General features: G+C 75.1%; 11 protein-coding genes. 2 read left to right on the top strand and 9 right to left on the bottom strand.

All coding sequences use genetic code 11. The features are described from left to right. The first annotated feature begins 125 nt into the window (after nucleotides 1-125). Both BLA60_RS18750 and BLA60_RS18745 read left to right on the top strand, forming a co-directional pair. Nucleotides 126-4484, top strand: a complete 4359-nt coding sequence (locus BLA60_RS18750; protein ID WP_075134201.1) for a CHAT domain-containing protein — start codon at nucleotides 126-128, stop codon at nucleotides 4482-4484. A 103-nt stretch (nucleotides 4485-4587) separates the two neighbouring features. Then, nucleotides 4588-5613 (top strand): ABC transporter substrate-binding protein, encoded by a 1026-nt coding sequence (locus BLA60_RS18745; RefSeq protein WP_211288774.1) that lies wholly within the window; start codon nucleotides 4588-4590, stop codon nucleotides 5611-5613. On the opposite strand, the gene BLA60_RS18740 is transcribed toward BLA60_RS18745, so the two are convergent. Genes BLA60_RS18740 through BLA60_RS18700 form a run of 9 tightly spaced genes read right to left on the bottom strand, consistent with a single transcriptional unit; the run spans nucleotide 5565 to nucleotide 26440 of the window. Beyond that, nucleotides 5565-6419: an ABC transporter ATP-binding protein gene (locus BLA60_RS18740; RefSeq protein ID WP_075134200.1), complete on the bottom strand. Its 855-nt coding sequence runs from the start codon at nucleotides 6417-6419 to the stop codon at nucleotides 5565-5567. The two genes, BLA60_RS18745 and BLA60_RS18740, sit on opposite strands and share 49 nt — an antisense overlap. A gap of 17 nt (nucleotides 6420-6436) precedes the next feature. Beyond that, complete coding sequence (locus BLA60_RS18735) at nucleotides 6437-7468, bottom strand: FecCD family ABC transporter permease (RefSeq protein WP_245812044.1); 1032 nt, start codon at nucleotides 7466-7468, stop codon at nucleotides 6437-6439. After that, on the bottom strand, nucleotides 7465-8511 hold the full coding sequence (locus BLA60_RS18730) for a FecCD family ABC transporter permease (RefSeq protein WP_075134199.1): 1047 nt from the start codon (nucleotides 8509-8511) through the stop codon (nucleotides 7465-7467). The genes BLA60_RS18735 and BLA60_RS18730 overlap by 4 nt, the downstream gene beginning before the upstream one ends. A gap of 12 nt (nucleotides 8512-8523) precedes the next feature. After that, the gene (locus BLA60_RS18725) at nucleotides 8524-9438 is read right to left on the bottom strand and encodes a TauD/TfdA family dioxygenase (RefSeq protein ID WP_170108402.1); all 915 of its coding nucleotides are present in this window, start codon (nucleotides 9436-9438) and stop codon (nucleotides 8524-8526) included. Beyond that, nucleotides 9435-16772 (bottom strand): non-ribosomal peptide synthetase, encoded by a 7338-nt coding sequence (locus tag BLA60_RS18720; RefSeq protein WP_154814445.1) that lies wholly within the window; start codon nucleotides 16770-16772, stop codon nucleotides 9435-9437. The genes BLA60_RS18725 and BLA60_RS18720 overlap by 4 nt, the downstream gene beginning before the upstream one ends. Next, the gene (locus BLA60_RS18715) at nucleotides 16769-21259 is read right to left on the bottom strand and encodes a non-ribosomal peptide synthetase (protein WP_075134197.1); all 4491 of its coding nucleotides are present in this window, start codon (nucleotides 21257-21259) and stop codon (nucleotides 16769-16771) included. Before BLA60_RS18715 ends, BLA60_RS18720 begins: the two co-directional genes overlap by 4 nt. Then, nucleotides 21256-22884, bottom strand: coding sequence for a (2,3-dihydroxybenzoyl)adenylate synthase (locus tag BLA60_RS18710; protein WP_075134196.1), 1629 nt, complete (start codon nucleotides 22882-22884; stop codon nucleotides 21256-21258). The genes BLA60_RS18715 and BLA60_RS18710 overlap by 4 nt, the downstream gene beginning before the upstream one ends. Further along, nucleotides 22881-26231, bottom strand: a complete 3351-nt coding sequence (locus BLA60_RS18705; protein WP_154814444.1) for a non-ribosomal peptide synthetase — start codon at nucleotides 26229-26231, stop codon at nucleotides 22881-22883. The genes BLA60_RS18710 and BLA60_RS18705 overlap by 4 nt, the downstream gene beginning before the upstream one ends. After that, entirely contained in the window at nucleotides 26231-26440 is a 210-nt protein-coding gene (locus tag BLA60_RS18700; protein WP_075134194.1) for an MbtH family protein, read from the bottom strand. The genes BLA60_RS18705 and BLA60_RS18700 overlap by 1 nt, the downstream gene beginning before the upstream one ends. Nucleotides 26441-26449 lie beyond the last annotated feature (9 nt).

The raw sequence follows: 26449 nt of genomic DNA, 5'->3' as shown, positions 1-26449 counted from the left end.
AACGGATCATCGACAGCGGTCGGCGCCGGCCACCGCATCCCGAAACCGCCGCACGTGCTGATGGGTGCGACGTCGTCGAGCCCGGTCCACCCGTGGTGGTGTCTAGGGTGGGGACACGTCGTGTGATGGGGGCGGACTTGGCGGACTACTCGGGCGTGGAGCGGAGCTTCGTCGAGCTGTGGGAGCGGCTGGGGCACCACGAGCGCACGGGCGAGGTCGCCGCTCTGCATGACACCGAAGCCCTTGTCGACATCCTGCGGCCCTACTCCGTCTTCCTCGCGCCCGAGCGGGGGCTGCCGCCGTTGGTGGTGGACTGGGAGGTGACGCTGCTGCTCGCCACCTGGCACCACGCCGTGGGTCAGACGGCTCAGGCCGCCGCGTTGTTCTCCATGGTGAACGTGGTGGCGCCGGACGCGGTGCCGGAACCGCTGCGTGAGCGGGTGCGAGCGCTGCCGGTCCCGGACGTCACCGATCTCACCGGTGCGGGGAACGAGTCCCTCAAGGCCTTCGCCCGGTGGGAGGCGGAGGGGGACCGGGACGCGCTCGAGGGCATGGTTCGGTTGTCCTCGTGGGCCGCTGCGGGGATTCCGGACGGGCATCCGGACAAGCCGGTCTTTCTGACGAACCTGTGTGCCGGGCTGCGGGGCCGGTTCTCCGTGACGGGGGACACTGCCGATCTCGACAACGCTGTCGCCGTGGGGTGGGCGGCGGTGGGCCTTGCTCCGGATGATCATCCGGAGTTGGGGCTGATCCTCAATAATCTCAGTTTCGCCTGCTACGGGCGGTTTCCGCGCAGCCGGTCGGCGGCCGACCTCGATCACGCGGTCGATCTCGCCCGGCGGGCCGCCACCCTGGCGGGCGCGCCGGTGGCGACGTGTCTGTTCAACGCCGCCACGGCGTTGATGGTGCGGCACGAACTTCGGGACGATCTCGACGACCTCGACCAGAGCGTGGACACCTTTCGCCGCGCTGCGGCGTCGGGCGCTGACCCGCCCTTGCTGGCCAACGTGTTGGCCAACCTCGCGCTCGCCCTGCGCACCCGGTACAACCGGCTCGGAACGACGGCGGACATCGACGCCGCCACGCAGGCGGCCGAGGACGCGGTGGCGGCCTGTCCGGCGCACCATCCCCGCCTCGCCCACTGTCTGACCGTCATCGGGCAGGTGCGGACGGCGCGGTTTCGGCACAGCCGCGATCCGCGCGACCTGGAGATCGCCGTTGACGCCGCCCGGCGGGCGGTGGCGGCCACCCGGGACGGTGACCCGGCCCTGGCCGATCGGCTCGACACGCTGGGGCTCGCGTTGCTTCGTCAGGACGTGCCCGAGGCGGTGCGGGTGCTGGAACGGGCGGTCGCGGTCGAACCGGACGCCCAGTACCTCGTCAGCCTGGGGCGGGCGCGGGCCAGGCTGTTCGAGGAGACCGGGGACCTGGCCGACCTCGACGCCGCGGTGGACGCGGGGCGGCGGGGGCTGGGAGAGGGCGACCAGGTCGGGGCGATGGTGGCGTTGGCCGCGACCCTCCAGGTCCGGGCCGATCGGATGCCCGCGCTCGACGACCTCGACGAGGCGATCGGGTTGTTGCGGCGGGTGGAGAACATCACCTCCGCCGGGCATCCGGCGCGGGCCAACGCGCTGTCGGAACTCGGCGGCGCCTACTCGGCGCGGTTCCAGATCACCTCCGATCTCGCCGATCTGGACGCGGGGATCGACGCGACGCGGCAGGTCGTCGGGCGCGACGATCCGGAGAGGGTGGTCGACGTGACCAACCTGGCGGGCGCCTACCAACTCCGGTTCGGGCGGACCGAGGACCTCGCGGACCTGCGGACGGCCGTCGAGTGGGGACAGGAGGCTCTGCGGATCACACCGGAGGACCACGCGTCCCGGGCCGGCGCGGAGTTCCATCTCGGGCGGGCGATGCAGAGCCGCTACGAGCGGACCGGGGAGCCCGCCGACCTGGACGAGGCGGTGCGGTTGTTCGACAGCGCCGAAGCACGGTCGCGGACCGAACCGGTCAGCCACGCCAAGATGCTGTCCAACCTGGGCGCGGCGCTGCGGCACCGGTACGAGCGCCGGGACGAGCCGGCCGACGGGGACCGGGCCATCGACCTGAGCCGGCGGGCGGTCGAGGTCGTTCCGGCCGCGCACCCCGACCGCGCCATCTACCTGGCCAACCTGACCACCGCGCTGTTCACCCGCGCCACCAGAACCGGGGCGCCGCAGGACATCGAGGCCGCGGTGGGGGCCGCCAGACAGGCGGTGCGGCTCACCGAGGGGCAGGGGCTCGGCCACGCCATCAACCTGACCACCCTGGCCACCGCGCTGCGCCGGCGCCACGAACTGACCTCGGCGCTCACCGACCTCGACGAGGCCATCGGGGCCAACCGTCAGGCCGTCGCGGTCGCCCCGACCGATCACCCGCTGCGGGTGGTGATGCTGTCCAACCTGTCGGTCGCGCTGATGTCGCGGTACCACCGCACCCGGGACGCCGCCGTGCTGGACGAGCTGATCGACGCGTCCCTCGCGGCCGTCGACGCCACGCCGGCCGACCACGCCGGCCGGCCCCGCGTCCTGGCCAACCACGCCAACGCGCTGCACCAACGCCACCTGCTCACCGGCGACCCCGGTGACGCGGAGGACGGGCTGAGGGCACTGCGAACCGCGTTGCGGCTCACCCCGCCCGACCATCCGAACCGCATGCTGTACCTGGGAAATCTGGCCCTCGCGCTCCAGGACCGGTACACCCGCACGGCCGACCCGGCCGACCTCGACGCGGTGATCGAGGCCGGGCGGGCGGCCGTGGCGGCGGCCCCGGCCGGGCATCCCGGCGGCGGACGCTGCCGCTACAACCTCGGCCGCGCCCTGCTCCTGCGCGCCAGGAAGTCCGATGTGGACACCGCGGTGGCGTTGTTCAAGGAGGTGGCCGGCGACGACATCGTGCCGACCGAACTGCGGGTTCGTGGCGCCCGGTCCTGGGGCGCCACCGCCGCCGTGCTGGAGAACTGGGCCGAGGCGGTCGCCGGCTACCGGACGGCGATCGAACTGCTGCCGGTCCTGGCCTGGCACGGGCTCGACCGCGACGACCGGGTCAGCGTGCTGGGCGAGTTCGCCGGTCTCGCCAGCGACGCCGCGGCCGCCGCGCTCAGGCTCGGCGACCAGGAGCAGGCGCTGCGCCTGCTCGAACACGGCCGGGGCGTGCTGCTCGCCCAGGCCCTGGACGCCCGCGACGACCTCGGCGAACTCAGCGCCGTCGACCCCGGCCTGGCCGACCGGGTGCGGGCCGTGCGCGCCGAACTCGACGCCGCCGCCCCGGACCTGCTCACCGGCGAACCCGAACCCGACCCCACCGAACGCCGCCGCGCGCTGGCCCGTGAGTGGGACACGCTGCTCGCCAGGGCCCGCGCCCTGCCGGGGCTGGCCGGGTTCCTGCGGCCGCCGTCGCTGGACCGGTTGCGGGGCGCGGCGGCCGGCGGCCCGGTCGTGGTGGTCAACGTCCACCGCGACCGCTGCGACGCCCTGATCCTGACCACCGCCGGCCTGACCACCGTCGGGCTGCGCGACCTCGACGAGGACGCGGTCGCGCGGCGGGCCACCGCGCTGCTGGAGGCGTTGACACACACCGGGTCCGCGACCGGGCTGTGGCGCGCGCGGCAGATGCTGACCCGGCTGCTGGGCTGGCTGTGGGACACCGTGGCCAGGCCGGTGCTCGACGCCCTGCCGGGCGACCCGGAACGGCTGTGGTGGTGCCCGACCGGCCTGCTGACCTTCCTGCCGGTGCACGCCGCCGGCCACCACGGCTCCGGCGACACCCTGCTCGACCGGGTCACCTGCTCCTACACGCCGACCCTGCGCGCGCTGGCCGAAACCCGTGCCGGCGCGACGGGCGCGGCCAGTCTGCTGGCCGTCGGGCAGCCGGCGACCCCGGGGCTCACGCCACTGCCCAACGCGGCGACCGAGATCGCTGACCTCGCCGCCCTCGTCCCCGGCGCGACCGTGCTCACCGGTGAGGACGCCACCCGCGCGGCGGTGCTCGCCGCCCTGCCCGCGCACACCCACCTGCACTTCGCCGGGCACGGCAGCCAGGACCCGCTCGACCCGGCCGGCGGCGCGCTGTACTGCGCCGACCACCAGCGGACCGCGCCGATCACCGTCGGGGACATCGCGCGGCTGCGGCTGGACCGCGCCGAACTGGTCTTCCTGTCCGCCTGCGAGACCGCGCGCGGCGTGCTCACCGTGCCCGACGAGGCCCTGCACCTGGCCGGCGCGCTGCGGCTGGCCGGGTTCACCCACGTCGTGGCCACCCAGTGGGTCGTCAGCGACGCGCACGCCGCCCGGATCGCCGCCCGGTTCTACGCGGGGCTCGGCGGTGGGGCGTCGCCGCTGGCCAGCGACCGTGCGGCGACCGCGTTGCGGGACGCGGTGGCGCGACTGCGCGCCGAGAACCCGGATCCGGTGCTGTGGGCGTCGTACGTGCACACCGGTCCGTGACCGAGGACAGGGTTACGTCGTAAGGCTAGCCTGGGCTAAGTTCTACGCCGTCGAAGCAATCGGCCGCGCATGCGCGGTCCAGGCCAGTGGTGAGGTTATCCGGATGAACCGTCGTGCCCAGACCCACCCGATCATGAGCCGGCGGCGGTTCCTCACGGTGAGCGCGGCCGGTGTGGGAGCGGCGGCGTTACTGGCGGCCTGCGGTACCGAGGAGCCGGCCGAACCGGCCGAGGGCGGCGGCGCGACCGGCGGCGGTTTCCCCGTCACCGTCGAGGACACGTTCGGCCAGGTGACCGTCGAGGCCGCGCCGACGCGGGTGCTGTCGCTGGGCCGCACCGACCACGACGTGTTGCTGGCGTTGGGAATCGTGCCCGTCGGGGTGTTCCGGTTCGTGCCGACGATGGAGCGCGGGGTCGGGGTGTGGGCGGAGGACCGGCTCGGGGACACCACGCCCGAGTTCTTCCGGCCGCCGTTCAACTTCGAACTGGTCGGCCAGCTCGAACCGGACCTGATCGTCAACGTGCAGTCCTCCGGCGACGACGCCGAACACGAGACCCTCGTCGGCTACGGCACGACCGTCGGGCTCGCGAAGGGCTGCGAGCCCAACCAGGTGCCGTGGCAGACCTCCACCGAGCTGATCTCCCGCGCGGTCGGCAAGGGCGACGAAGGCGCCGAACTGGTTTCCCAGACCAGGGCCGCGCTGGACGCGGTCGGCAGGGACAACCCCGGCTTCGCCGGCAAAACCGTGTCGATCCTGTTGGCCTACAGCGGAAAGGTCGGGATCTACACGGTCAACGACACCCGCATGCAGGTCGTCACCGCCTGGGGGCTCACCCCGTCCCCGTACGTCGAGAGCCTGGGCAAGGACGACTACTTCGTCGAGATGTCCCCCGAGCGGATGGCCGATGCGGACGCCGACGTGGTGATCGTGCTCAGCCAGCAGGGTTCCCCGCGCGACGACGTGATGTCCGAGTACCCGCAGATCGAGCGGATGGCCGCCAACGCCGAGGGCCGGATGGTGTTCCCGGAGGACCCCAACATCGGCCTCGCGCTGTCGGCCGCGTCGGTGCTGAGCATCCCCTACGTCGTCGACGGCCTGGTTCCCCTGGTCGCCGAGACACTGGCCTGAGCACCCGACCGGCCGGCGCGGCCGGTCGGCACGACCATCGGTGTGCCGGTCTCCGGGTCGGGGATCACCGTGCACGGCAGGCCGAACACCTCGGCCACCAGCGCGGCCGTGACCACGTCGGCCGGCGGGCCGGTGGCGACGATCTCGCCGGCGTGCATGACGACCAGGTGGGTGGCGTAGCGGCTGGCCTGGTTGAGGTCGTGCAGGACCGCGACCAGGGTCTGGCCGCGCTGGTCGTGCAGATCGGCGCACAGGTCCAGCACGTCGTACTGGTGGGCGATGTCCAGGAACGTCGTCGGCTCGTCGAGCAGCACGATGCTGGTCTGCTGGGCGAGCACCATGGCCAGCCAGACCCGCTGGCGCTGCCCGCCGGACAGTTCGTCCACGAACCGGTTCGCGAGGTCGGCGACCCCGGTCAGCGCCATCGCCTCGGTGACCGCCCGCTCGTCGCCCACCGACCACCGGCGCAGCAGCGACTGGTGCGGGTACCGGCCCTGGGCGACGAGGTCGCCGACGGTCACCTGGCCAGGCACGATCGCCGACTGCGGCAGCAGGCTCAGCCGGCGGGCGATCTCCTTGGTGGGGTAGCGGTCGATGTCCCGGCCGTCGAGCACGACCCCGCCCGCGCGCGGGGAGATCATCCTGGCCAACGCCTTGAGCAGCGTCGACTTGCCGCACGCGTTCGGCCCGATGATCACGGTGAACGAGCCGTCCGGGACGACGACGTCGAGGTCGCGCACGACGACCCGGTCGTCGTAGGCGAGGGTCAAACCGTTGCCGGACAACCGGTTCCGCTCGGCGTGCACCGGACTCCCTTCGGTGTTCACGGTCGCCGCCGCAGTTCCCCGGCCAGCAGCCACGCCAGGTAGAGCCCGCCGAGCGCGGCGGTGCCGACCCCGACGGGCAGTTGCAGCGGCGCGACGACCCGCTGCACGGCGAGGTCGCTCGCCACCACCAACACGACCCCGGTCAGCGCGGCGGGCACCAGTCCCGGCCCTGGCGCGCCGGTCAGCCGGCGGGCGATGTGCGGGGCGGCGAGCGCCACGAACACCACCGGCCCGGCGACCGCGGTCGCCACCCCCACCAGCGCCACCCCGGCGAACAGGGCGGCGATCCTGGTGCGGCGCACCGGGACCCCGCGCGCCTGGGCGGTCTCGTCGCCGGTCTCCAGGACCGTGAGCCGGTGCCCCAGGGTGAGCACCCCGGCGACCAGCACCGCCAGCAGCACCGCCGGGGCGACCAGGGCCTCCCAGCGCACACCGTTGAGCGAGCCGGACAGCCACCGGCGCGCGGTCTCCGCGTCGGCGATGTCCGCGCGGGTGATCAGGTAGGAGTTGACGCCCACCAGCAGCGCGGACAGCCCGATGCCGGTCAGGATCAGCCGGAACCCGGACGCGCCGTGCCGCGAGGTCAGCAGGTACACGAGCACGCCGGTGAGCAGCGCGCCGGCGAACGCGCCGGCCGCGACGTCGGCCGATCCGCCGCGCAGCACCAGAATCGCCACGATCGCGCCGGTCGACGAGCCGGCGGTCAGCCCGATGATGTCCGGGCTGCCCAGCGGGTTGCGGGACACGCTCTGGAACAGCGCCCCGCTCATCCCCAGCGCGGCACCGACCAGCGCGGCGCCCGCCAGCCGGGGCAGTCGCAGGTTGAGCACGGTCTGGGTGAGCCCCCGGCGGCCCTCCCCGACGAACACCGCCAGCACCTCGCCCACCGAGGACCGGTAGGAGCCGGTGACCAGGGTCCACAGCCCGATCGCCAGCGCGACCGCCAGCAGCGCCACCGACATCCACACGGCCCGGCGGCGCACCCGTAACGACAGGCGGCCGGTGCGCAGAACCCAGGTCGCGGTCACGGCGTGGCGATCCGTCGGCGGCGGGCGAGCAACAACAGGGCCGGCGCGCCGAGCACGGCGGTCACGATCCCGACCTCCAGCTCGCCGGGGCGGGCGACGACCCGGCCGAGCACGTCGGCGGCGATCAGCAGCACCGGCCCGATGACCAGCGAGTACGACAGCACCCAACGCTGGTCGGGGCCGGTCACCAGCCGCGCCAGGTGCGGCACCGCGAGCCCGACGAACACGATCGGGCCGACGGCGGCGGTGGCCGCGCCGCACAGCAGCGCCACCGACAGCGCCGCCGCTGTCTGGGTGCGCGTGACGTGCACGCCCAGCGAGCGGGCGACGTCGGTGCCCAGGCCCATCGCGTTGAGCGGGCGGGCCAGCGCGAGCGCGACGACGATGCCGACCGCCAGGAACGGCCCGACCTGCCACACGACGTCGACCTTGCGCCCGGTCAGCGACCCGACCTCCCAGAACCGGAACGCGTCGAAGCTCTGCGGGTCGAGGAACAGCACCGCCGAGACGAACGCGGCCAGCGCCGCGCCGATCGCCAGCCCGGCCAGCACCAGCCGGTCCGGGGTGCCGGGCCGGCCGCCGGCGCCCAGCAGGTACACGATCACCGACGCCGCGCCGGCCCCGGCGATCGCGAACCACACGTACCCGCCGGGCGCGCTCACCCCGAACAGCGAGATCGCGACGACCACCGCGGCCGACGCGCCGTGGTTGACCCCCAGCAGTCCCGGGTCGGCCAGCGGGTTGCGGGCCAGGGCCTGCATCAGCGCCCCGGCCAGCCCCAGCGCGGCGCCGGAGAGCAGCCCCAGCACGGTCCTCGGGACGCGGACGTCGTGGATGGCGAAGGCGTCCTCGCCGCCGTCGTCGTGCCACAGCAGGTCCCACACCGTGGCCAGCGGCAGGGTCCGCGAGCCGACGGCGATGCTCAGCAGACACACCAGGACCAGCACGCCCAGCACCGCGACGAGCCCGCCCCACCGCCACCATCGGCGGACGCCGGGATCGGCGCTGACCTCAGCCGAGGCCGGTGCCGGTGCCGGTGTCATCGTGTTCCTCCGTCACCCGTTCGACGCCTCGCCCATCGCGACCGCGATCCTACGTGGACCGGTGAACGGCTCCCGACCGTGTGCCACCAGCATGTTGTCCACCACGAGCAGGTCGTCGCGCTGGTAGTCGAACCGGGTCGACGCGTCCCGGTAGGCCTGCCGGAGGTGGTCGACGACCTCGTCGGGGATCGGCTGGCCGTCGCCGTAGTAGGTGTTGTTCGGCAGGCCGTCCTGGCCGTAGATCTCGATCATCGCCGCGCGCACCTCGGCGGGCAGCGAACTCTCGTGGAACAGCACGACGTGGTTGAACCACACCGGGTCGCCGGTGCGCGGGTGCCGGTGCACGGCGTCGCGCACGGCGGTGGTGCGCAGCCCGTTGTCCCCGATCCACTCCGCGCGCAGCCCGCCCTCGGCGCACCGCCGCTCCACCTCGGCGCGGTCCTCGGTGCCGAACGCCTGCCACCACCGCAGACCGACCTCGTCGCCGTAGTTGCGCACCACCATCCACCGGCGGCGTTCGAACTCGGCGCGCACGTCCGGGTCGAGCGCGGCCAGCACGGCGCGGGTGGAGGCGAGCGGGGTGGCGCCGAGCGTGTCGGGCGGGGTGACGCAGTGGAAGTACAGCACCAGCGGCCAGGCGGCCTGGTAGGACATCTCGGTGTGCAGCGGGATCTCGGCGTTGGCCGGGTAGTCGGTGGAGGTGTAGACCCGGCCCTTGATGACGCTGCGCGGGGTGGACTGCTCGGTGTAGGTCAGCGGTGTGCCGGACAGGGCGCGGACGGCGGCCTCGAACCCGTCGACACCGCCGACGTCGAACCCGCGCAGCAGCAGGGCGCCGTGCTCGGTAAGCAGATCACGCAGGTGGTCGCGGTCCTCGGCGATCGCGTGGGCGGCCGGCTGGCCGTCGCCGTGGATGGTCAGGGTCACGGGGTCTCTCCTGTCATCGTCGCGCGCCACCGGGCGACCAGGTGCGTCACCTCGGGTTCGTCCAGTACGGCGGTGGGGAAGGTCCAGGTCGTGGTGAGCACGTCGTCGCGGACCAGCGAGGTGACGTCGAGCGCGGCGGCGGCCAGCAGACCGGGGACCGCCGCGCGGGTGGCCGCGCCGGCCGCGAACGCGGGGTCGCGGGTCCACGGCGCCCCGGTGGGGCCGTGCGTGCGGCCGAGGTGGTTGAGCCGCACGTTCGGGCCGGGGTGGCGCAGCAGGTCCTCGGCGCCGTCGACGTGGCGCAGCAGGCCGTGGCCGACGCCGCCGTCGGGCACGGCGTCCAGGGCGTCGCGGACGCGGCCGGTCATCGCGGCGAGTCCGGGGTCGCCGGTGGTGTCCAGCCGCAGCGGGTGTTCGGCGGTGAACCAGCCGACGGTGCGCGCCAGGTCCAGGCCCGCCGGCTCGTACCGGCCGTGCCGTTCCAGGGCCACCAGCACCGACCTCGCGCCGCCCAGGTGGTCGGACAGCGCGGTGGCCAGCGCGGCCAGGACGGTCTCGGCGACCCGCGCGGCCGGCGCCGGGACGGTCGCGGTGATCGTCGCCGTGGTGGCCCAGGTGTCCTGGCCGGCGACCGGTCTGCGGGTGCCCAGCGGCGGTTCCGGTTCGCCGAGTACCGCCAGCCAGTACGGGAGTTCCGCGCGCCGGGCCGGCACCTGGGCGGTGAGCGTGCGCGCCCAGTGCCGGTAGGACGTGCCGGCCGGCGCCAGCACGGGCGGGCGGCCCTCGGTCACCGCGGCCCACGCCGAGGCCAGGTCGTCGGTGAGGATCCGCCACGACACGCCGTCCACCACGAGGTGGTGGGCGAGCACCAGCAACCGGTTCGCCTCGGGGAAGTGGACGAACTCGACGGGCAGCCCGGCCGCGAGGTCCAGCCGGTCCACGGCGTCCCGGAACGCCGCGTCGACGTCGCCGCCGGTGGTGCACCGGGCGGCGACCAGCTCGGGGGCCAGGTCCTCGACGGGCGGCACCGACAGTTCGCCGCCGCGCCAGCGGGCGCGCAGCACGTCGTGCCGCCGCGCCAGCGCGTCGAGGACGGCGGGCAGCCCGTCGGGCGGCAGGCCGGGCGGTGTCACCAGGTAGGCGGCCTGCGTGAACCGGGCGAACTCGCCGCCCTTGGCCAGGACCTGCGCCACGACCGGGGTCCTGGGCACCAGCCCGACCACGTCCGAGGTGACGGCGGCCGCGCGCCCGGCGACGGTGGCCAGCCCGGCCGGTGTCGGGTGGGTGAACACGTCGCGGGCCGAGACCGTCAGCCCGGCGGCGCGGGCCCGGCTGACCAGCTGGATCGACAGCACGCTGTCGCCGCCCCGGTCGAAGAACGAGTCCTCCGCGCCGACCCGCTCGACCCCCAACAGGTCCGCGAACACCGCGCACAGCGCGGTTTCGGCGTCGCCGGAGGGTGCCCGGTAAGGCCGGGTGCCGGTGAACTCGGGGCGCGGCAACGCCCGCCGGTCCACCTTGCCGGCCGGGGTCAGCGGCAGGTCCGGCAACGCCACCAGCACGGCCGGCACCAGGTGCTCGGGCACCCGCGCGGCCAGCCAGTCGCGCACCTCGTCGGGCCGCGCCCCGGTCAGCGCGCAGTACCCGACCAGCTGCCGGGTGCCGCCTTGGGTCTCGCGCACGACCACGGCCGCCGCGCGCACGGCGGGATGGCGGGCCAGCTCCGCCTCGATCTCGGCCGGCTCGATCCGCCGGCCACGCAGCTTCACCTGGTCGTCCGCGCGGCCAAGGAACTCCAGCCGTCCGTCCGGCCGCCAGCGGGCCAGGTCGCCGGTGCGGTAGAGGCGCGCGCCGGGCGTGAACGGGTTGGCCACGAACCGGGTCGCGGTCATCGCCGGGTCACGCAGGTAGCCGCGCCCCAGCAGCATCCCGGCCGCGTACAGCTCGCCGGGGGTTCCGGCCGGCACCGGGGCGAGCGTGTCGTCCAGGACGTAGAGGCGGGTGTTGGGGTTGGGGGTGCCGATGGTCATCTCGCCGCAGTCGACGCCGGGCGGGTAGGACTCCTGGCTCACGCCGATCGTGGTCTCCGCCGGGCCGTAGCCGTGGATGACCGTGCAGTCCAGCTTCGCGCGCAGCCGGCGGAACTGGTCGGGGCCGAACACCTCGCCGCCGCACCACAGGTGCCGCAGCGACCGGGCGGACCCGGCGAAGGCGTCCAGACGCACCATCATGTCCAGCATCGACGACACCAGGTAGGCGAAGGTGACCCGGTGCCGCTCGATCAGCCCGAGCAGGTACTCCACGTCCCGTTCGCCGCCGGGGTCGGCGACCACGACCCGCCCGCCGGTCACCAGCGGCAGGAAGATCTCGTTGATCGAGATGTCGAAACCCAGCGGTGCCTTGAACAGCGCCGCGTCGTCCACCCCGAACCCGAGCTTGTCGCGCTGCCACTCCAGGCGCGCGCAGATCGCCGAGTGCAGGATCATCGCGCCCTTGGGCGTTCCGGTGGACCCGGAGGTGTGGATGACGTAGGCGAGCGAGTCCGGCGCGGCCGGGCCGGGGAGCGTGCCGGTGGGCGCGTCGCGGCAGTCGGCGACCGCGACGACCGGTGCGGTGATCACCCCGGTGAGCGCGTCCGGGTCGGCGGTGAGTACCAGCGCCAGGCCCGAACTCGCGCCCAGCGCGGCGATCCGCCCGGCGGGCCACGCCGGTTCCAGCGGCAGGAACGCCGCGCCGGCCCGCAGCACCCCCAGCAGCGCGGCGACCAGGTCGGGTGACCGGTCGAGGTGTACGCCCACCACGTCCTCCCGGCCGACCCCGGCGGCGGTGAGCCGGGCGGCGATCCGGGCGGCGCGGTCGTCGAGCTGGCGGTAGGTCAGGGTCGTGTCGCCGTGCTCGACGGCGACCCGGTCGGGGTGCGCGGCGATCTGGGCGGCGACCAGCGCCACCAGCGTGGTCGGCTCGACGTCCTCGTCGGTGTCGTTCCACCGCTCGACGATCCGGTGCCGTTCGGGCCCGGACAGGACGTCGATGGCCGACAGGTGCGCGCCGGGGGCGGCGGTCATCGCCGTGAGGACCCGCACCAGCCGCCGCGCGAACGTCGTGGCGGTGGCCCGGTCGTAGTGGTCCACCGAGTACTTGACCGCGCCGGTGATCTCCCCGGAGTCGTGCTCCACGACGTCCACGGCCAGCTCGAACTTCGCCGCGCGCGGCGCGCCCAGCAGCAGCTCCGGGTGCCCGCCGGCCAGGGGCGGCGGCCGGTCGTGGCGGCGGTGGGACACCATGACCTGGAACAACGGGTTCTCGCCTGCCGCCACCGTCGGCCGCAGCGCGGCGACGACCCGGTCGAAGGGCACGTCCTGGTTGGCGTAGGCGTCCAGCGCGCGGTCCCGCACGCGGGCCAGCAGCTCACGCACGGTCGGGTCGCCGGACAGGTCGTTGCGCAGCACCAGCGTGTTGACGAAGAACCCCACCAGGTCGGTCAGCGCCTCGTCGGTGCGCCCGGCGGTCGGCACCCCGATCGGCACGTCCGGCCCGGCGCCGAGCTTGGCCAGCACCACCGCCACCGCCGCCTCGACGACCATGAACGCGGTCGCCCCGGATTCCTGGGCCAGCGCGTGGATCGCCGTGGCCAGCCCGGCCGGCAGGGTGAACGGGACACCGTCGCCGCGTCCTCCCGGCGCCGCCGGCCGCGCGCGGTCGCGGGGGAGCGGGAGGTCCTCCGGCAGGTCCGCCAGCGCGTCGCGCCAGTGCCGCAGCTGTTCGGCGGCGACGCTGGCCGGATCGTTCTCGTCGCCGAGCAGCGCCGCGTGCCAGCGGGTGTAGTCGCGGTAGGTCACCGGCGGCGGCGCCCAGTCCGGCGCGCGCCCGTCGGCGCGGGCGGCGTAGGCGGTGGCGAGGTCGGCCAGCAGCGGGCGCATCGACTGGTCGTCGCCGGCGATGTGGTGCACGGCCAGCGACAGCACACGGTGCCCGCCGGGCTCCCGGTACAGCCTGGCCCGCCACGGCGAATCGTGCGCCAGGTCGAACCGGTGCGCGGCGTCGAGGTCCAGGGCGTCGTCGGTGAGGTCGGCGACCGGAAGTTCCGGGACGACCGCCGGCAGGACCTGCTGGCGGGGCACGCCGTCGACGACCGGGAACACCGTGCGCAGCGCCTCGTGGCGTGCGTGCAGGTCGCCGAGCGCGGCCCGCAGCGCCACCTCGTCCACCGGCCCGGCCAGGCTCAGCGCGAACGCCATCACGTAGCCGTCGCCGCCCAGCTGGTCGAGGAACCACAGCCGCCGCTGCCCGGGGGACAGCTCGGTGGTGGCGTCGCCGGGGGTGAGCGCCGGGCGCCGCCGCTGGCCGAGGTGGGCGGCGAGCCCGGCCGGGGTGGGTGCGTCGAACACCGCGCGGATGCTCAGTTCCGTGTCCAGCGCCGACCGCACCCGCGACACCAGCCTGGTCGCCAGCAGCGAATGCCCGCCCAGGTCGAAGAACGAGTCGTCCGGCCCGACCCGGGCCACGCCGAGCGTGTCGCCGAACAGCCCGCACAGCACCCGCTCGACCTCCCCGGCCGGTTCCCGGCCCCCACCGGCGCCGGGGTCGGGTTCGGGCAGCGCCGCGCGGTCGAGCTTTCCGTTGCTGGTCAACGGAAGCGCGTCCAGCACGACGACCGCCGACGGCACGAGGTGTTCGGGCAGCAGCGTCGCGACGTGCGCCCGCAGCCGGGCCGGCGTGGTCTCGGTCACCACGTAGGCCACCAGCCTCGGGTCGCCGTCGGGGCCGGGCCGGGCGAGGACGGCGGCCTGGGTGAGGGCGTCGTGGGTGCGCAGCGCGGCCTCGACCTCGCCAGGCTCGATCCGGAAGCCGCGGATTTTGACCTGGTCGTCGGCCCGCCCGAGGTACTCCAGCGCGCCGCTCGCCGTCCAGCGCACGACGTCGCCGCTGCGGTAGAGCCGCTGACCGGCGGTGAACGGGTCGGCGACGAACCGTGTCGCGGTCAGGCCGGGGCGCCCGAGGTAGCCCAGCGCGACCTGCGGTCCGCCGACGTACAGCTCGCCGGGCACACCGGGCGGGACCGGTCGCAGCCGGGAGTCCAGGACGTGGGTGCGGGTGCCGGGCAGGCCGTGGCCGACGGGGCTGGCGGTGCCGGTCAGGTCGGCCGGGGTCAGCGTCGCGGTGGTGACGTGCACGGTGGTCTCGGTGATCCCGTACATGTTGACCAGCCGCGCGGTGTCCCAGCCGGTGAGGCGGCGCGGGTCGAGCGCCTCACCGCCGAAGATCACCAGGCGCGGCGTGGGCAGGTCGCGGGCGTGCGGGGCGAGCGCGTGGAACGCCGAGGGCGTCTGGTTGAGCACGCTCACCCGGTGCTCGGCCAGCAGCGCGGCGAAGTCCTCGGGGGAGCGGGCGACGTCGCGGGGCACCACGACGAGCGTGCCGCCGGTGCTCAGCGCGCCCCACAGCTCCCACACGGAGAAGTCGAAGGCGTAGCTGTGGAACAGCGTCCACACGTCGTCGGGCCCGGTGGGGCAGCGTTCGCGCAGCGCGGTCAGCATCGCGACGACGTTGCGGTGGGTGACCGCGACGCCCTTGGGACGTCCGGTCGAGCCGGAGGTGTGGATCACGTAGGCGACCCCGTCGGGCAGCCGGCCGGACCGCCCGGTCCGCTCGACCGTGAGTCCTAAATGGACGGTGAGGCTCGGTCGGGCGTCGTCCAGCAGGAAACGGACCCGCTCGTCGGGCAGGTCCGGGTCCACCGGCAGATAGCCGGCGCCGGTCATCAGCACCCCGATGATCGCCACGACCAGGTCGGCCGACCGGGGCAGCCGCAGCGCGACCAGGTCGCCCGGCCCGGCGTCCAGCCGCCCGGCCAGCTCCCGCGCCCGCCGCGCCACCTCGGCGTAGGTCAGCCGCTGCTCGCCGGCCACCACCGCGACCGCGTCCGGGGTCGCCGCCGACTGACGGGTGAACAGGTCGACCAGCGTCTCGTCCGGGACCGTCAGCGGCGGCGGCTGCCAGAGGTCGGTGAGCCGGCGGTACTCCTCGCCGCCCAGCACGTCCACCGCCGCCACCGGCCGGTCTGGCCCGTCGAGCAACGCGTCGAGGACCCGGCGGTAGCGGGCCGCGACCGCCGGCCCGTCGACCCGGCCGGGCAGGTACTTGACCGTCAGGTCCAGACCGCCGTCCTCCCGTGGCATGGCCAGCAGAGTGACCGGGTAGTGGGTGGAGATCGGCCGGGCGGTGGCGACGGTCAGCCCGGCGCGCCGTTGCAGGTCGGCCAGCCCACCCCGGTCGAACGGGAACGACTCGTACACCACCAGGCTGTCGAACAGCTCACCGCTGCCCAGCCCGGCCTGCCGCTGCACGTCGGTCAGCCCGGCGTACTGGTGGTCCAGCAGCGCCGACTGCTCACGCTGCACCCTGCCCAGCAGCGCGCCGACCGTCTCGCCCCCGGCCAGCCGGACCCGGACCGGCACGGTGTTGATGAACAGCCCGACCGTCGACTCCACCCCGGGCAGCTCCGCGGGCCGCCCGGCGACGGTCGTGCCGAACACCACGTCGTCGCGGCCGGTGAGCCGCGCGAGCAGGATCGCCCACGCCACCTGGACGACCGTGTTCACCGTCGCCTCGCCGCGCCGGGCCAGGGAACCCAGGCGCGCCACCGACTCCGGCGACAGGACCTCGGTGACCTCCTCCGGCGGCCCACCGCCGGACGCCGGGGCGCCCAGCCGGGTCGGACCCGGCAGGCCGGCCAGCGCGTCGCGCCACACCGCCAGCGACCGGTCGCGGTCGCGGGAACCCAACCAGGCCAGGAAATCCCGGTAGGGCCGGGCCCACGGCAGGACCACGTTCTCGTCGGCGTACACGGCGAGCAGGTCGCGCAGCAGCAGCGGCGTCGACCAGCCGTCCAGCACCAGGTGGTGGTTGGTGATCACCAGCCGGTGGCGGTCGGCGGCGAGCCGCACGAGCTGGAAACGGATCAGCGGCGGGGTGGCGAGGTCGAAGCGGGTGCGCCGGTCCTGCTCCAACAGCCGCGCCAGCTCGCCCGGCTGGTCCGGTTCGGCGATCCGACTCAGGTCGACGTCGGTCCACGGCGGCGCCACCGACCGCAGCACCACGTGCACCGGGTCGGCGAAGTCGCGGACGAACGCGCCGCGCAGACAGTCGTGGCGCGCCAGCAACGCCGACGCCGCGCGGTACAGCCGGTCCCGGTCCAGCGGGCCGTCGACGTCCAGCACGAGCTGCGCCAGGTACCGGTCGACGTCCCGCTCGTCGTAGAGCGCGTGGAACAGCAGCCCCTCCTGCAACGGGGTCAGCGGCAGCACGTCCTTGAGGTTCGACACGGCGGTCATCGCGTCCACCGCGACCGCAGCTGGTCGAGCTGGTCCTGACCCAGGTCGACCAGCAGGTCACCCGCGCTCGGCCCGCCGGCACCCGGCCGGGCGGCGTGCGCGGCCAGACCGGCCAGCGCCCGCCCCCACAGCTCACCCAGTGCGCGGACCGCCGCGTCGTCGTACAGCGCGGCGGGGAACATCCAGTGCGCCGTCAGCACCGGCCCGTCGGGGCCGTCCTCGGCCAGCGCGTTCACCACCAGCGGCGCCGGCGCCGGCATGTCGGGGTCGGCGGCGGCCGACAGCCCGCCGGGCACCAGCCGCCAGTCGGCGCGCCCGCCGGTGCCGAACCGGCCCAGGTAGTTGAAGCCCAGCGCCGGTTCCGGGCAGGCGGCGAGCACGGAGCCCTCGTCGAGGTGGCGCAGCTGGCCGTAGCCGAGGGTGTCGGCGGGGACCGCCCGCAGCTGCTCCTTCACCCGGCGCAGCGCGTCCCCGGCGGCGTCGCCACCGGCGAGGGCGTCCCGTGTCGGGATCCCGGTCAGGTCAAGGCGAACCGGGTGCTGGCTGGTGAACCAGCCGACCGTGCGGGCGAGGTCGGCGTCCTCGCCCCGGCCGTGGCCCTCCAGGGTCAGCAGGACCGTCGGGTCGTGCCGCCACGCGGCGACCGCCAGGCCGAACGCGGTGAGCAGCACGTCGTTCACCCCGGCGTGGAACGTCTCGGGCACCGCGCCCAGCACGGCCGTCGTCACCTCCGCCGGCACGGTCGTGCTGACCGTGCGGACCGTCGCCCAGGTGTCGCGCCGGGGATCCAGCTCCGGTGCGGCCGGCGGGTCGGCCAGGATCGCGCGCCACCGCTCCAGGTCGCCCCGGCGGTCGGCGGCGCGGCGCACGAGCCCGGCGGTCCACGCCCGCAACGACACCGGCACCGGGTCGAGCCGGACCGGCCGGCCGGCGCTGACCGCGTCCCACGCCTGCGCGAGGTCGTCGGTGAGCACCCGCCACGACACCCCGTCGACGGCCAGGTGGTGGACCACCAGCAGCAGCCGGCCGGGGTCGAACCAGACGGCCTGGACCATCACCCCGTCGGCCGGCCGCAACCGCCCGGCGGCGGCGGTCTCCTCCTCGGCGACGTCGGCGTCGGGCGCGACCCGCCGCACGAGCGTGGCCGCGTCGACCGACCCGGCCGGCGGGACGGTCAGGGTGGGACCGGGGCCCAGCCGGCAGCGCAGGGCGTCGTGGTGGTCGAGGACCGCGCCCAGGACGGTGACCAGCGCGTCGGTCGTCAGGCCGGCCGGCACGTCCAGCAGCGCGGACATCCGGTGGCGGGCCAGCAGCGGCCCGCGCGCGGCGAACGAGCGCATCAGCGGTGTCGGCGCCACCGCGCCCACCCCGGACTCGCCCGGCCCCGCCGCCCGCGTCGTCGTGCCAGCCGACGCGGCCAGCGCCGCCGGCGTGCGCAGCGTCAGCACGTCGCCGGGGGTCAGCGTGAAGCCGCGCCGCCGGGCACGGGCGGCCAGGGTGATGGCGACGATGCTGTCACCGCCGAGCGCGATGAACGAGGCGTCCGGGTCGACGCTCTCACGCCCCAGCACCTCGGCGAACAGCGCACACAGCGCGCGTTCCCCGTCGTTGGCGGGCGCGCTGACCCGGGTCGGTTCGGGGTCCGGCGGGTCGGGCAGGGAGCGGCGGTCGGTCTTGCCCGACGCGCCGATCACGAACCCGTCGACCACCACGATCGCCGAGGGAACCAGGTGGTCGGGCAGCCGCGCGGCCAGCCGTTCCCGCAGCCGCAGCGGGTCGACGGTCGCGCCCGGCGCGGCGGTCACGTAGCCGACGAGCCGGCGGTCGCGGACGGCGGCCACCGCGCGCGCCACGGTCGGCTCCCGCGCCAGCGCGGTCTCCACCTCGCCGAGCTCGACCCGGAACCCCCGGATCTTCACCTGGTCGTCCACCCGGGTCACGAACTCCAGCTGCCCGTCGGGCCGCCAGCGCACCAGGTCCCCGGTGCGGTACAGGCGTTCCCCGTCGCCGAACGGGTTGGCCACGAACCGTTGCGCGGACAGCGCCGGGCGGTTCAGGTAGCCCCGGGCCAGCTGCGCGCCGCCGACGTACAGCTCGCCGACGACCCCGACCGGCACCGGGTCCAGACGCCCGTCGAGCACGTGGACGGTGACGTTGGCGACCGGTGAACCCACCGGCACCGGGCCCGCCGGCAGATCCTTGCCCTGACCGAGGTCGCTGATCAGACAGCCGACGGTGGCCTCCGTCGGGCCGTACTCGTTGACCACCGTGACCCGCCCGTGCGGCGGGCGCCAGCCGGCGAACGCCTCACCGCGCAGTGCCTCCCCGGCGACGACCAGCGTGCAGTCGGTGTCCGGCGCGAACGTCACCGCTCCCAGCAGCGGCAGGTGGCTCGGGGTGAGTTTGAGGAACGCCGGGGGCGCGGAGCCGGCCGCCGGGCCGTCGAGGGTACCGGTGGTCAGCTCGACCGTGCCGCCGGCGAGCAGCGGCCCGAACAGCGGCGTCACCGCGAAGTCGAACGAGGTCGAGGTGTGCAGCAGGGTGTGCCCGCGCAGGCCGGCGAACGCGCGCAGCGCCCACTCCAGGTGGTTGCGCAGCGCGTCGTGGGTGACCACCACGCCCTTGGGCACGCCGGTCGACCCGGAGGTGTGGATGACGTAGGCCGGGTGGCCGGCCAGCAGCGGCCGGGTCCGTTCGTCGTCGCGCACGGCCGAAGCGGACAGCCCGCCCAGGTCCACCGTGTCGACCCGGACCACCGGCGCCGGCGTGTCCGGCAGGGTGACGCCGGTGGCGGTGAGGATCGCCGTCGGGTTGGTGTCGGCGAGTTGCAGGCTGATCCGCTCGGCCGGGTGGTCGGGGTCGACCGGCAGGTAGGCCGCGCCGCAGGCCAGCACGGCGAGCGCGCCGGCCACCAGGTCGACCGAGCGCGGCAACGCCAGCGCCACCACGTGCTCCGGCCCGGCGCCCAGCCCGATCAGGTGCCGCGCCAGCCGGTGGGAGCGGTCCGCCAGCTGGCGGTAGGTCAGTGACCGGTCCCCGGCGCGCACCGCCACCGCGTCGGGGGAGTGCGCCACCCGGCCTGCGAACCACGCGGGCAGCAGCGGTGCCGTGGCGGCGGTCGCGGTGTCGTTCCACGACGTCACCAGGGTGTGCCGCTCGTCCGGGGACAGCAGCGGCAGCGCGGCGAGGGTCGTGTCGGGGGCGGTGAGGGCGGCGTCGAGCAGCCGGTCGAGGTGGGCCAGCAGCCGGGTGACCACCTCGCCGGCCTGGTCGGTGACCGGGTGGTTGGCCTCCACGGTCAGGTCGTCGCCGTCGGTCTCCACCGACAGGGTCAGGTCGAACCGCGCGCTGCCGTTGGCCAGGTGCCGTCTCACCGCGCGCAGGCCGTGCCGGGCGAACACCGCGCCGGCCGGCGCGCGCAGCGAGAGCACCACGTTGAACAGCGGTGACCGGCCGGCCGCCTTCGTGATGTCCTCCAGTTCGACGTCCTGGTGCGCGTAGGCCCGCACACACACCTCGCGCGCCCGGCGCACCAGCGCGGCGAACGTGTCGCCGCCGGTGACGCCCAGCCGCAGCGGAACCGTGTTGCCCAGGTAGCCGACGATCCGCTCGGCGCCGGGGAAGTCGCGGTTCACCACGGGCGCGCCGATGACCAGGTCCGTGGCGCCGGTGTAGCGGTGCAGCAGCGCGGTGACCGCCGCGCACAGCACCATGTACGTCGACGCGTTCTCCCGGCGGGCCAACTCGCGCACCCGCGCACCGGTTCCCGGCGGCAGCCGGCGGGCGGTCCCGTCGCCCTCGGCGTCGGGCCCGGACACCCGCCCGCCGACGGCCGGCAGGTCGACCGGGTCCGGCGGGTCTGCCAGCTCCGCGCGCCAGAAGTCCACATCGGACTGTCCGGCCGGCGGCGGGTGGTGCGGCGGCGGGGCGAGCGGGCGGCCGGCGTAGGCGGTCAGCAGGTCGTCGAACAGGACCGTCGTCGTGCCGTCGTCCCAGGCGACGTGGTGGGCGACCACGACCAGCGTGCACCGGCCGTCGCCGGTGCGGATCAGCCGCACCCGCAGCGGCGGCTCGGCGGCCAGGTCGAACACGTGCCGGGCGAGGTCGGTGGCCAGCGCGTCCACCTCGCCCGGATCGGCGTCGTACCAGTCGAACGGGGTGCCGGCCTCGGCGCTCACCACCGGCCGGGGCTCGCCGTCGGGGTCGGCCGGGTAGGTCGTGCGCAGCACCGGGTGCGCGCCGACGACCGCCGCGACCGCCGCCGCCAGGCGCGACGGATCCAGGTCGGTGTCCAGGTCGGTGTCCAGGTCGGTGGCGATGAACACGTTGTAGGCCACGGACTTCGGGTTGAGCTGCTGGACCGACCACATCCGCCGCTGACCCGCCGTGAGCCCGCTCGCGGCGACCGGGGTGCTGGTGTCGCCGCGCAGGCCCTCCTCGGCCAGCCGGCGGCGCAGCAACTCCCTTCGTTTGTCCACAGTGGTCACCGAGGGGTCCCCTCCCGAGGGTCGTGACTGGTCACCAGCGCCCGCTTGTCGATCTTCCCGACGGCGGTCAGCGGCATCCGGTCGGTGACGATCAGCCGGTCGGGGTGCATGAACCTGGCCAGCCCCCGGTCGAGCAGGAAAGCCTTGAGCTGCTTGAGTTTCGGCGCCCGCTGGTCGGGCGCGAGGGTCACCACCGCGGCCACCAGCTCGCCCAGCGTCTCGTCCGGCAGGCCGATCACCGCCGCCTGGGCGAGCGCCGGATGGGTGAGCAGGTGCTCCTCCAACTCGGCGGCCGACACGTTCTCCCCGCCCCGGTTGACCACGTCCTTGGCCCGCCCCTCGACCACCAGGTGCCCGGTCGGCAGCCGCCGCACCAGGTCGCCGGTGCGGAAGAACCCGTCGGCGTCGAACACCGTCGCGTTGTGCGCGGCGGCCCGGTAGTAGCCGCGATGGGTGTACGGGCCGCGCGTCCACAGCTCGCCGATCTCCCCGTCGGGCACCGGCGTCCCGTCGGGGGCGAGCACCCGGATCTCGTCGGCCGCGCTCAACGGCCGGCCCTGCGAACCGGTGACCAGGTCGTCGGGGTCGGTCAGCCGGGTGTAGTTGAGCAGGCCCTCGGCCATGCCGAACACCTGCTGCACCGGCCAGCCAAGGACCCGGGGGATCGCCCGCGCCAGGTCGGCGTCCAGCTTCGCGCCGCCGACCTGCAGCAGCCGCACGCTCGACCGGTCGGTGTCGTGCCAGGGCGCCTCGTCGGCCAGCATCCGCGCCAGCGGCGGCACCAGCGCGGTGACCGTCACCCGCTCCCGCGCCACCAGCCCGAACACCACCTCCGGGCTCGGCGCCGGGCACATCACCACCGTCCCCCCGACGCCGAAGGTGCCCAGCATCCCCGGGCAGGCCAGCGGGAAGTTGTGCGCGATCGGCAGGCACGCCAGGTACACGTCCTCGGCGCCCAGCCCGCACACCCGCGCGCTGGCGCGCGCGTTGTAGGCGTAGTCGTCGTGGGTGCGGGGGATGAGCTTGGGTTTGCCGGTCGTCCCGCCCGACACCAGCAGCACCGCCACCTCGCCGGCCGCCGGGTCCTCACCCGGCGCCGGGTCCCCGACCACGTCGGCCAGCGCGGTGAACGGCCCTGGCTCACCGGCGACCAGCACGTGACGCACCGACGGGGCGGCGGCCAGGACCTCCCGCGCCAGCTCCCGGTGGTCGAACCCGTCGACGACGTCGGCCGTCACGAACGCGACCGCCCCGGACAGCGCCGCCAGATGCGTGAGCTCCGACCGGCGGTGCGCCGGCAGCGTCAGCACCGGGACCGCCCCGAGCCGGACCAGCGCGAGGAACACCACGACGAACTCGGCGACGTTCGGCAGCTGCACGAGAACCCGGTCCCGCGCCCCGATCCCCAACCCGGCCAGCCCGGCCGCGCGGACCTCGGCCAACCGGTCGAGGTCCCGGTAGCTGATCCGCCGTTCACCCTCGACCACCGCGATCGCCTCGCCGAACCGCCGCGCCCACCGCCGCGACAGCGCGCCAAGCGACTCCCCGCGCCAGAACCCCTGCGCCCGGTACCGCTCGGCGAACTCCGCCGGCCACGGCGTGAACCCCTCCAGCGGCGCGCTCACCGGCCACCCGCCAGCGCCTCGGCGACGTCCTCGTCGGACAGCGCGCCGATCTCCTCGGCCAGCGTCGCGACCCGGTTCAACCGGTGCGGATCCGGGGTCCCCGCCAGCAGCCGCGCGGCGAGGGCCGCGACCGTCGGCCCGGCGAACAGGTCGCGGACGGTCACCGGCGAGTCCAGCTCGTCGCGCAGGCGGGCGACGATCCTGGTGGCCAGCACCGAGTCGCCGCCGAGGGTGAACAGCGGGTCGGTCGTGCCGACCTCCTCGACCTCCAACACCTCCCGCCACACCCGGGCGATGACCCGTTCCAGGTCGGTCGACGGGGCGGTTCTGGCCGGGGCCCGGTGGTCGCCGACCAGGGCGGTGACCGCCGCCCGGTCCACCTTTCCGTTGTGGGTCAACGGAAGGGCGTCGACGGCGAGCAGCACGTCCGGGATCAGGTGGGCCGGCAGTCGCTGCGCCAGACGCTCGGTGAGCGCCGCCGGGTCGGCCGTGGTGACCACCGCCGCGCCCAGCGACGCCCGGCCCACCGGCACGACGGCGGCGGCCGACACCCGCTCGTCGGCCAGCAGCGCCGCCACCACCTCGCCGGGCTCCACCCGGAACCCGCGCAGCTTGAGCTGGTCGTCGCGCCGGCCGAGGAACTCGATCGTCCCGTCCGGCAGGTAGCGGGCCAGATCGCCCGTGCGGTACCAGCGAACGCCCTCGTGCACGACGAACCGCCGCGCGGTCCGCGCGGGATCGTCGCGGTAGCCGTCGGCCACGCCGGCGCCGCCGATCCACAGCTCTCCGGTGACCCGGTCCGGGCAGTCCCGGCCGCGCTGGTCGACCACCCGGCAGCGCACGTTGCGCAGCGGCGTCCCGTACGGCACGCACGTCCACGCCGGGTCGACCACCCGCACCTCGCACACCGTGGAGTGGATGGCCGTCTCGGTCGTGCCGCCCAGCCCGGCGAACCGGCAGTCCGGTGCCACCCGCGCCAGCCGCGCCGGCAGGTCGGTGCCCACCCGGTCGCCGCCGAGCAGCACCACCCGCAGCGCGTCGCCGAACCCGCCGGTCACCAGCAGCATGTCCAGCAGCGCCGGCACACAGTTCAGCACGCTGACCCGGTGCTCGCGCATCAGCTCGGCCCAGTGCGCGGGCGCCCGCTGGTCGTCCTGGTCGACCAGCACCACCGCCCCGCCCACCGACAGCGGCGCGAACAGGTCGAACACCGACAGGTCGAAGTCCAGCGAGGACACCGCGAGCGTGCGGTCGGCCGAGGTGACGGCGAACCGGTCCACCAGGTCCTCGACGGTGTTCACCGCCGCCCGGTGCGGCACCGCCACCCCCTTGGGCTCCCCGGTCGACCCCGAGGTGAACAGCAGGTACGCCGCCCGCGCCGCGTCCACCGGCACCGGCCCTGGCAGCGGCCGGTCACCCGCGACCAGCTCACCGGAGAGCAGCTCGGCGACCCCCGCCAGCTCGGCCCGCCGCCGCGCCCGCGCCGGCGGCTGGTCCAGCCCCAGCGGCACGTACACCGCCCCGGCGGCCAGTACCCCCAGCACCGCGGCGACCTGGTCGGGCCCGCGCTCCAACCGGATGCCCACCGCGTCGCCCGGCCGGACCCCACGCGCCACCAGCCCGGCCGCCACCCGCAGCGCCCGCTCCGCCAGCTCCCCGTAGGACAGCGTGCCCCCGCGCCACAGCAGCGCCGGCTCGTGCGGCGCCCGCCCGGCCAGCGCGAAGAACGGGCCGTGCAGGGTGTTCCCGCTCTCCGGCGAGGCGGTGTCGTTCACCCGCGCGCGGACCGCGCGCTGCGCCGCCGGCAGCAGGTCCCCGACCGGCTCGTCCCACCGCTGCCCGGCGAGCAGATCGGCCACCAGCGCGCGGAACGCGTCGAACATCGCGTCCACCACCCCGGCCGCCAGACCGGGCTCACGCACGTCCCAGTTCACCAGCAGCCCGCCGTCCAGCTCGGTGACCTGCGCGTCCAGCAACACCTGCGGGCCCTGCGAGACGATCCACACCGGGTCGCCGAACGTGGCCCGCACCGCCTCGGCGAACAGCTCACCGAGGTTGAGCGCGCTGGTGAACACGACCGGGGCGATCACCTGCTCGCCGGTGCGCCTGGTCAGGTCCCGCAACACCTCCACCCCGGAGTACGCGGCGTGCGAGGTGTCGGTGTGCAGCCGGTGCTGCACGTCCCGGACCCGTTCGACGAACGTGCGCTCCCCGGTCAGGTCCACCGCGAGCAGCACGGAGCTGGTGAAGTCCCCGACCAGCTCCGGCACCCGTGGATGCACCGGCTCCCGGTCGAACAACGGCACGTTCACCAGGAACCGGGGTCGCGCGCTCCACGCCCCGACCACCTCGGCGAACGCCGTGGCCATCACGGCCGCCGGGGTCACCCCGCGTGTGCGGCACACCTCGTCCAGCCGCCGCCGGCCGGCCGCGTCCAGGCGCACGTGCCGGCGGGTCACCCGCACCGGCCCGTTCGCCGGCGAGGTCGGCAGGTCCGGTGCGCCGGGCAGCTCGTCGAGCCGCTCCCGCCACCACCGCTGGTCGCGGGCCGCCGCGTCGCCGGTGGGTCGGGTCAGGCGGTAGTCCGGGTAGTCGAAGTCCAGCGCCGGCAGGGTCTCGCCGGCGTAGGCGGCGGCCAGGTCGGCCAGCAGGATCCGGTAGCTGACCGCGTCGGCGGTGATCATGTCGACGTCCACGTGCAGCCGGTCGCGGCCGCCGGGCAACCGGGTCAGCCCCAGGGCGAACATCTCGCCCTGTTCCACGTCGAGCACCTGGTGGGACCACTGGTCGCGCAACCGGTCCAGGCGCGCGTCGACCTCGGCGGGGTCCAGCGACCGCAGGTCCTCGACCCGCACCCGGGGGCTGGCGTCGCCGTCGAACCGCAGCGTGCCCTCCTCGCCGACCCGTGCGCGCAACATCGCGTGCCGCGCGACGACCGTGCGCAGCGCGCCGGCCAGCCGGTCCGCGTCGACGTCCGCGCCGTCGAACTCGACGTACAGGTGGGCCGCCACCGAACCGAACCGCTGCGCCTCGCCCCGGCCGATCCAGTAGGCGTGCTGCAGGGTCGCCAGCGGCAGACCCTCGGCCGGCACCTCGGCCCGCGTCGCCGGCGCGGCCGGGGCGGCGGGCCGGCCGCCGGTGAGCAGCTCCGTCCAGGCCCGCAGCGTCGGCCGCTCGGCCAGCTCCACGAACGTCACGTCCACACCGGAACGCCGCCACGACGACACGACCTTCATCAGCGCGATCGACTCCAGGCCGAGGGTGAACAGGTTGTGGTCCTCGTCGAGCGAGTCCGGGTCCTCCTCGACCAGCTCGGCCACCAGCAGCCGCAGCTCCCGCTCGTCCATCACGCGCGGCCCTCCCCGGCGACCAGGCTCGCCGGGCGCAGGTCGGTCCAGTGGCGCTCCACGTACCCCAGGCAGGTGGCCCGGTCGCTGTCGGCCAGCACGACCGACCAGCCGGCCGGCACGGCGATCGTGTTGGGCCACAACGAATGCTGGCCCTCGTCGTTGACCAGCACGTGGAACGTCCCGGTCTCGTCGTCGAACGGGTTCATCGGTGTCCT

This window comes from Actinophytocola xinjiangensis, assembly GCF_001921215.1.
Classification (GTDB): Bacteria; Actinomycetota; Actinomycetes; order Mycobacteriales; family Pseudonocardiaceae; genus Actinophytocola; species Actinophytocola xinjiangensis.
The sequence above is the reverse complement of the archived record's forward strand: the minus strand, read 5'-3'. Positions and strand labels throughout refer to the sequence as shown.

Coding starts and splice junctions, on each gene's coding strand:
- BLA60_RS18705 (WP_154814444.1), bottom strand. CDS start 26,231: ATGGACGAGCGGGAGCTGCGGCTGCTGGTGGCCGAGCTGGTCGAGGAG.
- BLA60_RS18700 (WP_075134194.1), bottom strand. CDS start 26,440: ATGAACCCGTTCGACGACGAGACCGGGACGTTCCACGTGCTGGTCAAC.
- BLA60_RS18720 (WP_154814445.1), bottom strand. CDS start 16,772: ATGACCGCCGTGTCGAACCTCAAGGACGTGCTGCCGCTGACCCCGTTG.
- BLA60_RS18730 (WP_075134199.1), bottom strand. CDS start 8,511: ATGACACCGGCACCGGCACCGGCCTCGGCTGAGGTCAGCGCCGATCCC.
- BLA60_RS18745 (WP_211288774.1), top strand. CDS start 4,588: ATGAACCGTCGTGCCCAGACCCACCCGATCATGAGCCGGCGGCGGTTC.
- BLA60_RS18750 (WP_075134201.1), top strand. CDS start 126: ATGGGGGCGGACTTGGCGGACTACTCGGGCGTGGAGCGGAGCTTCGTC.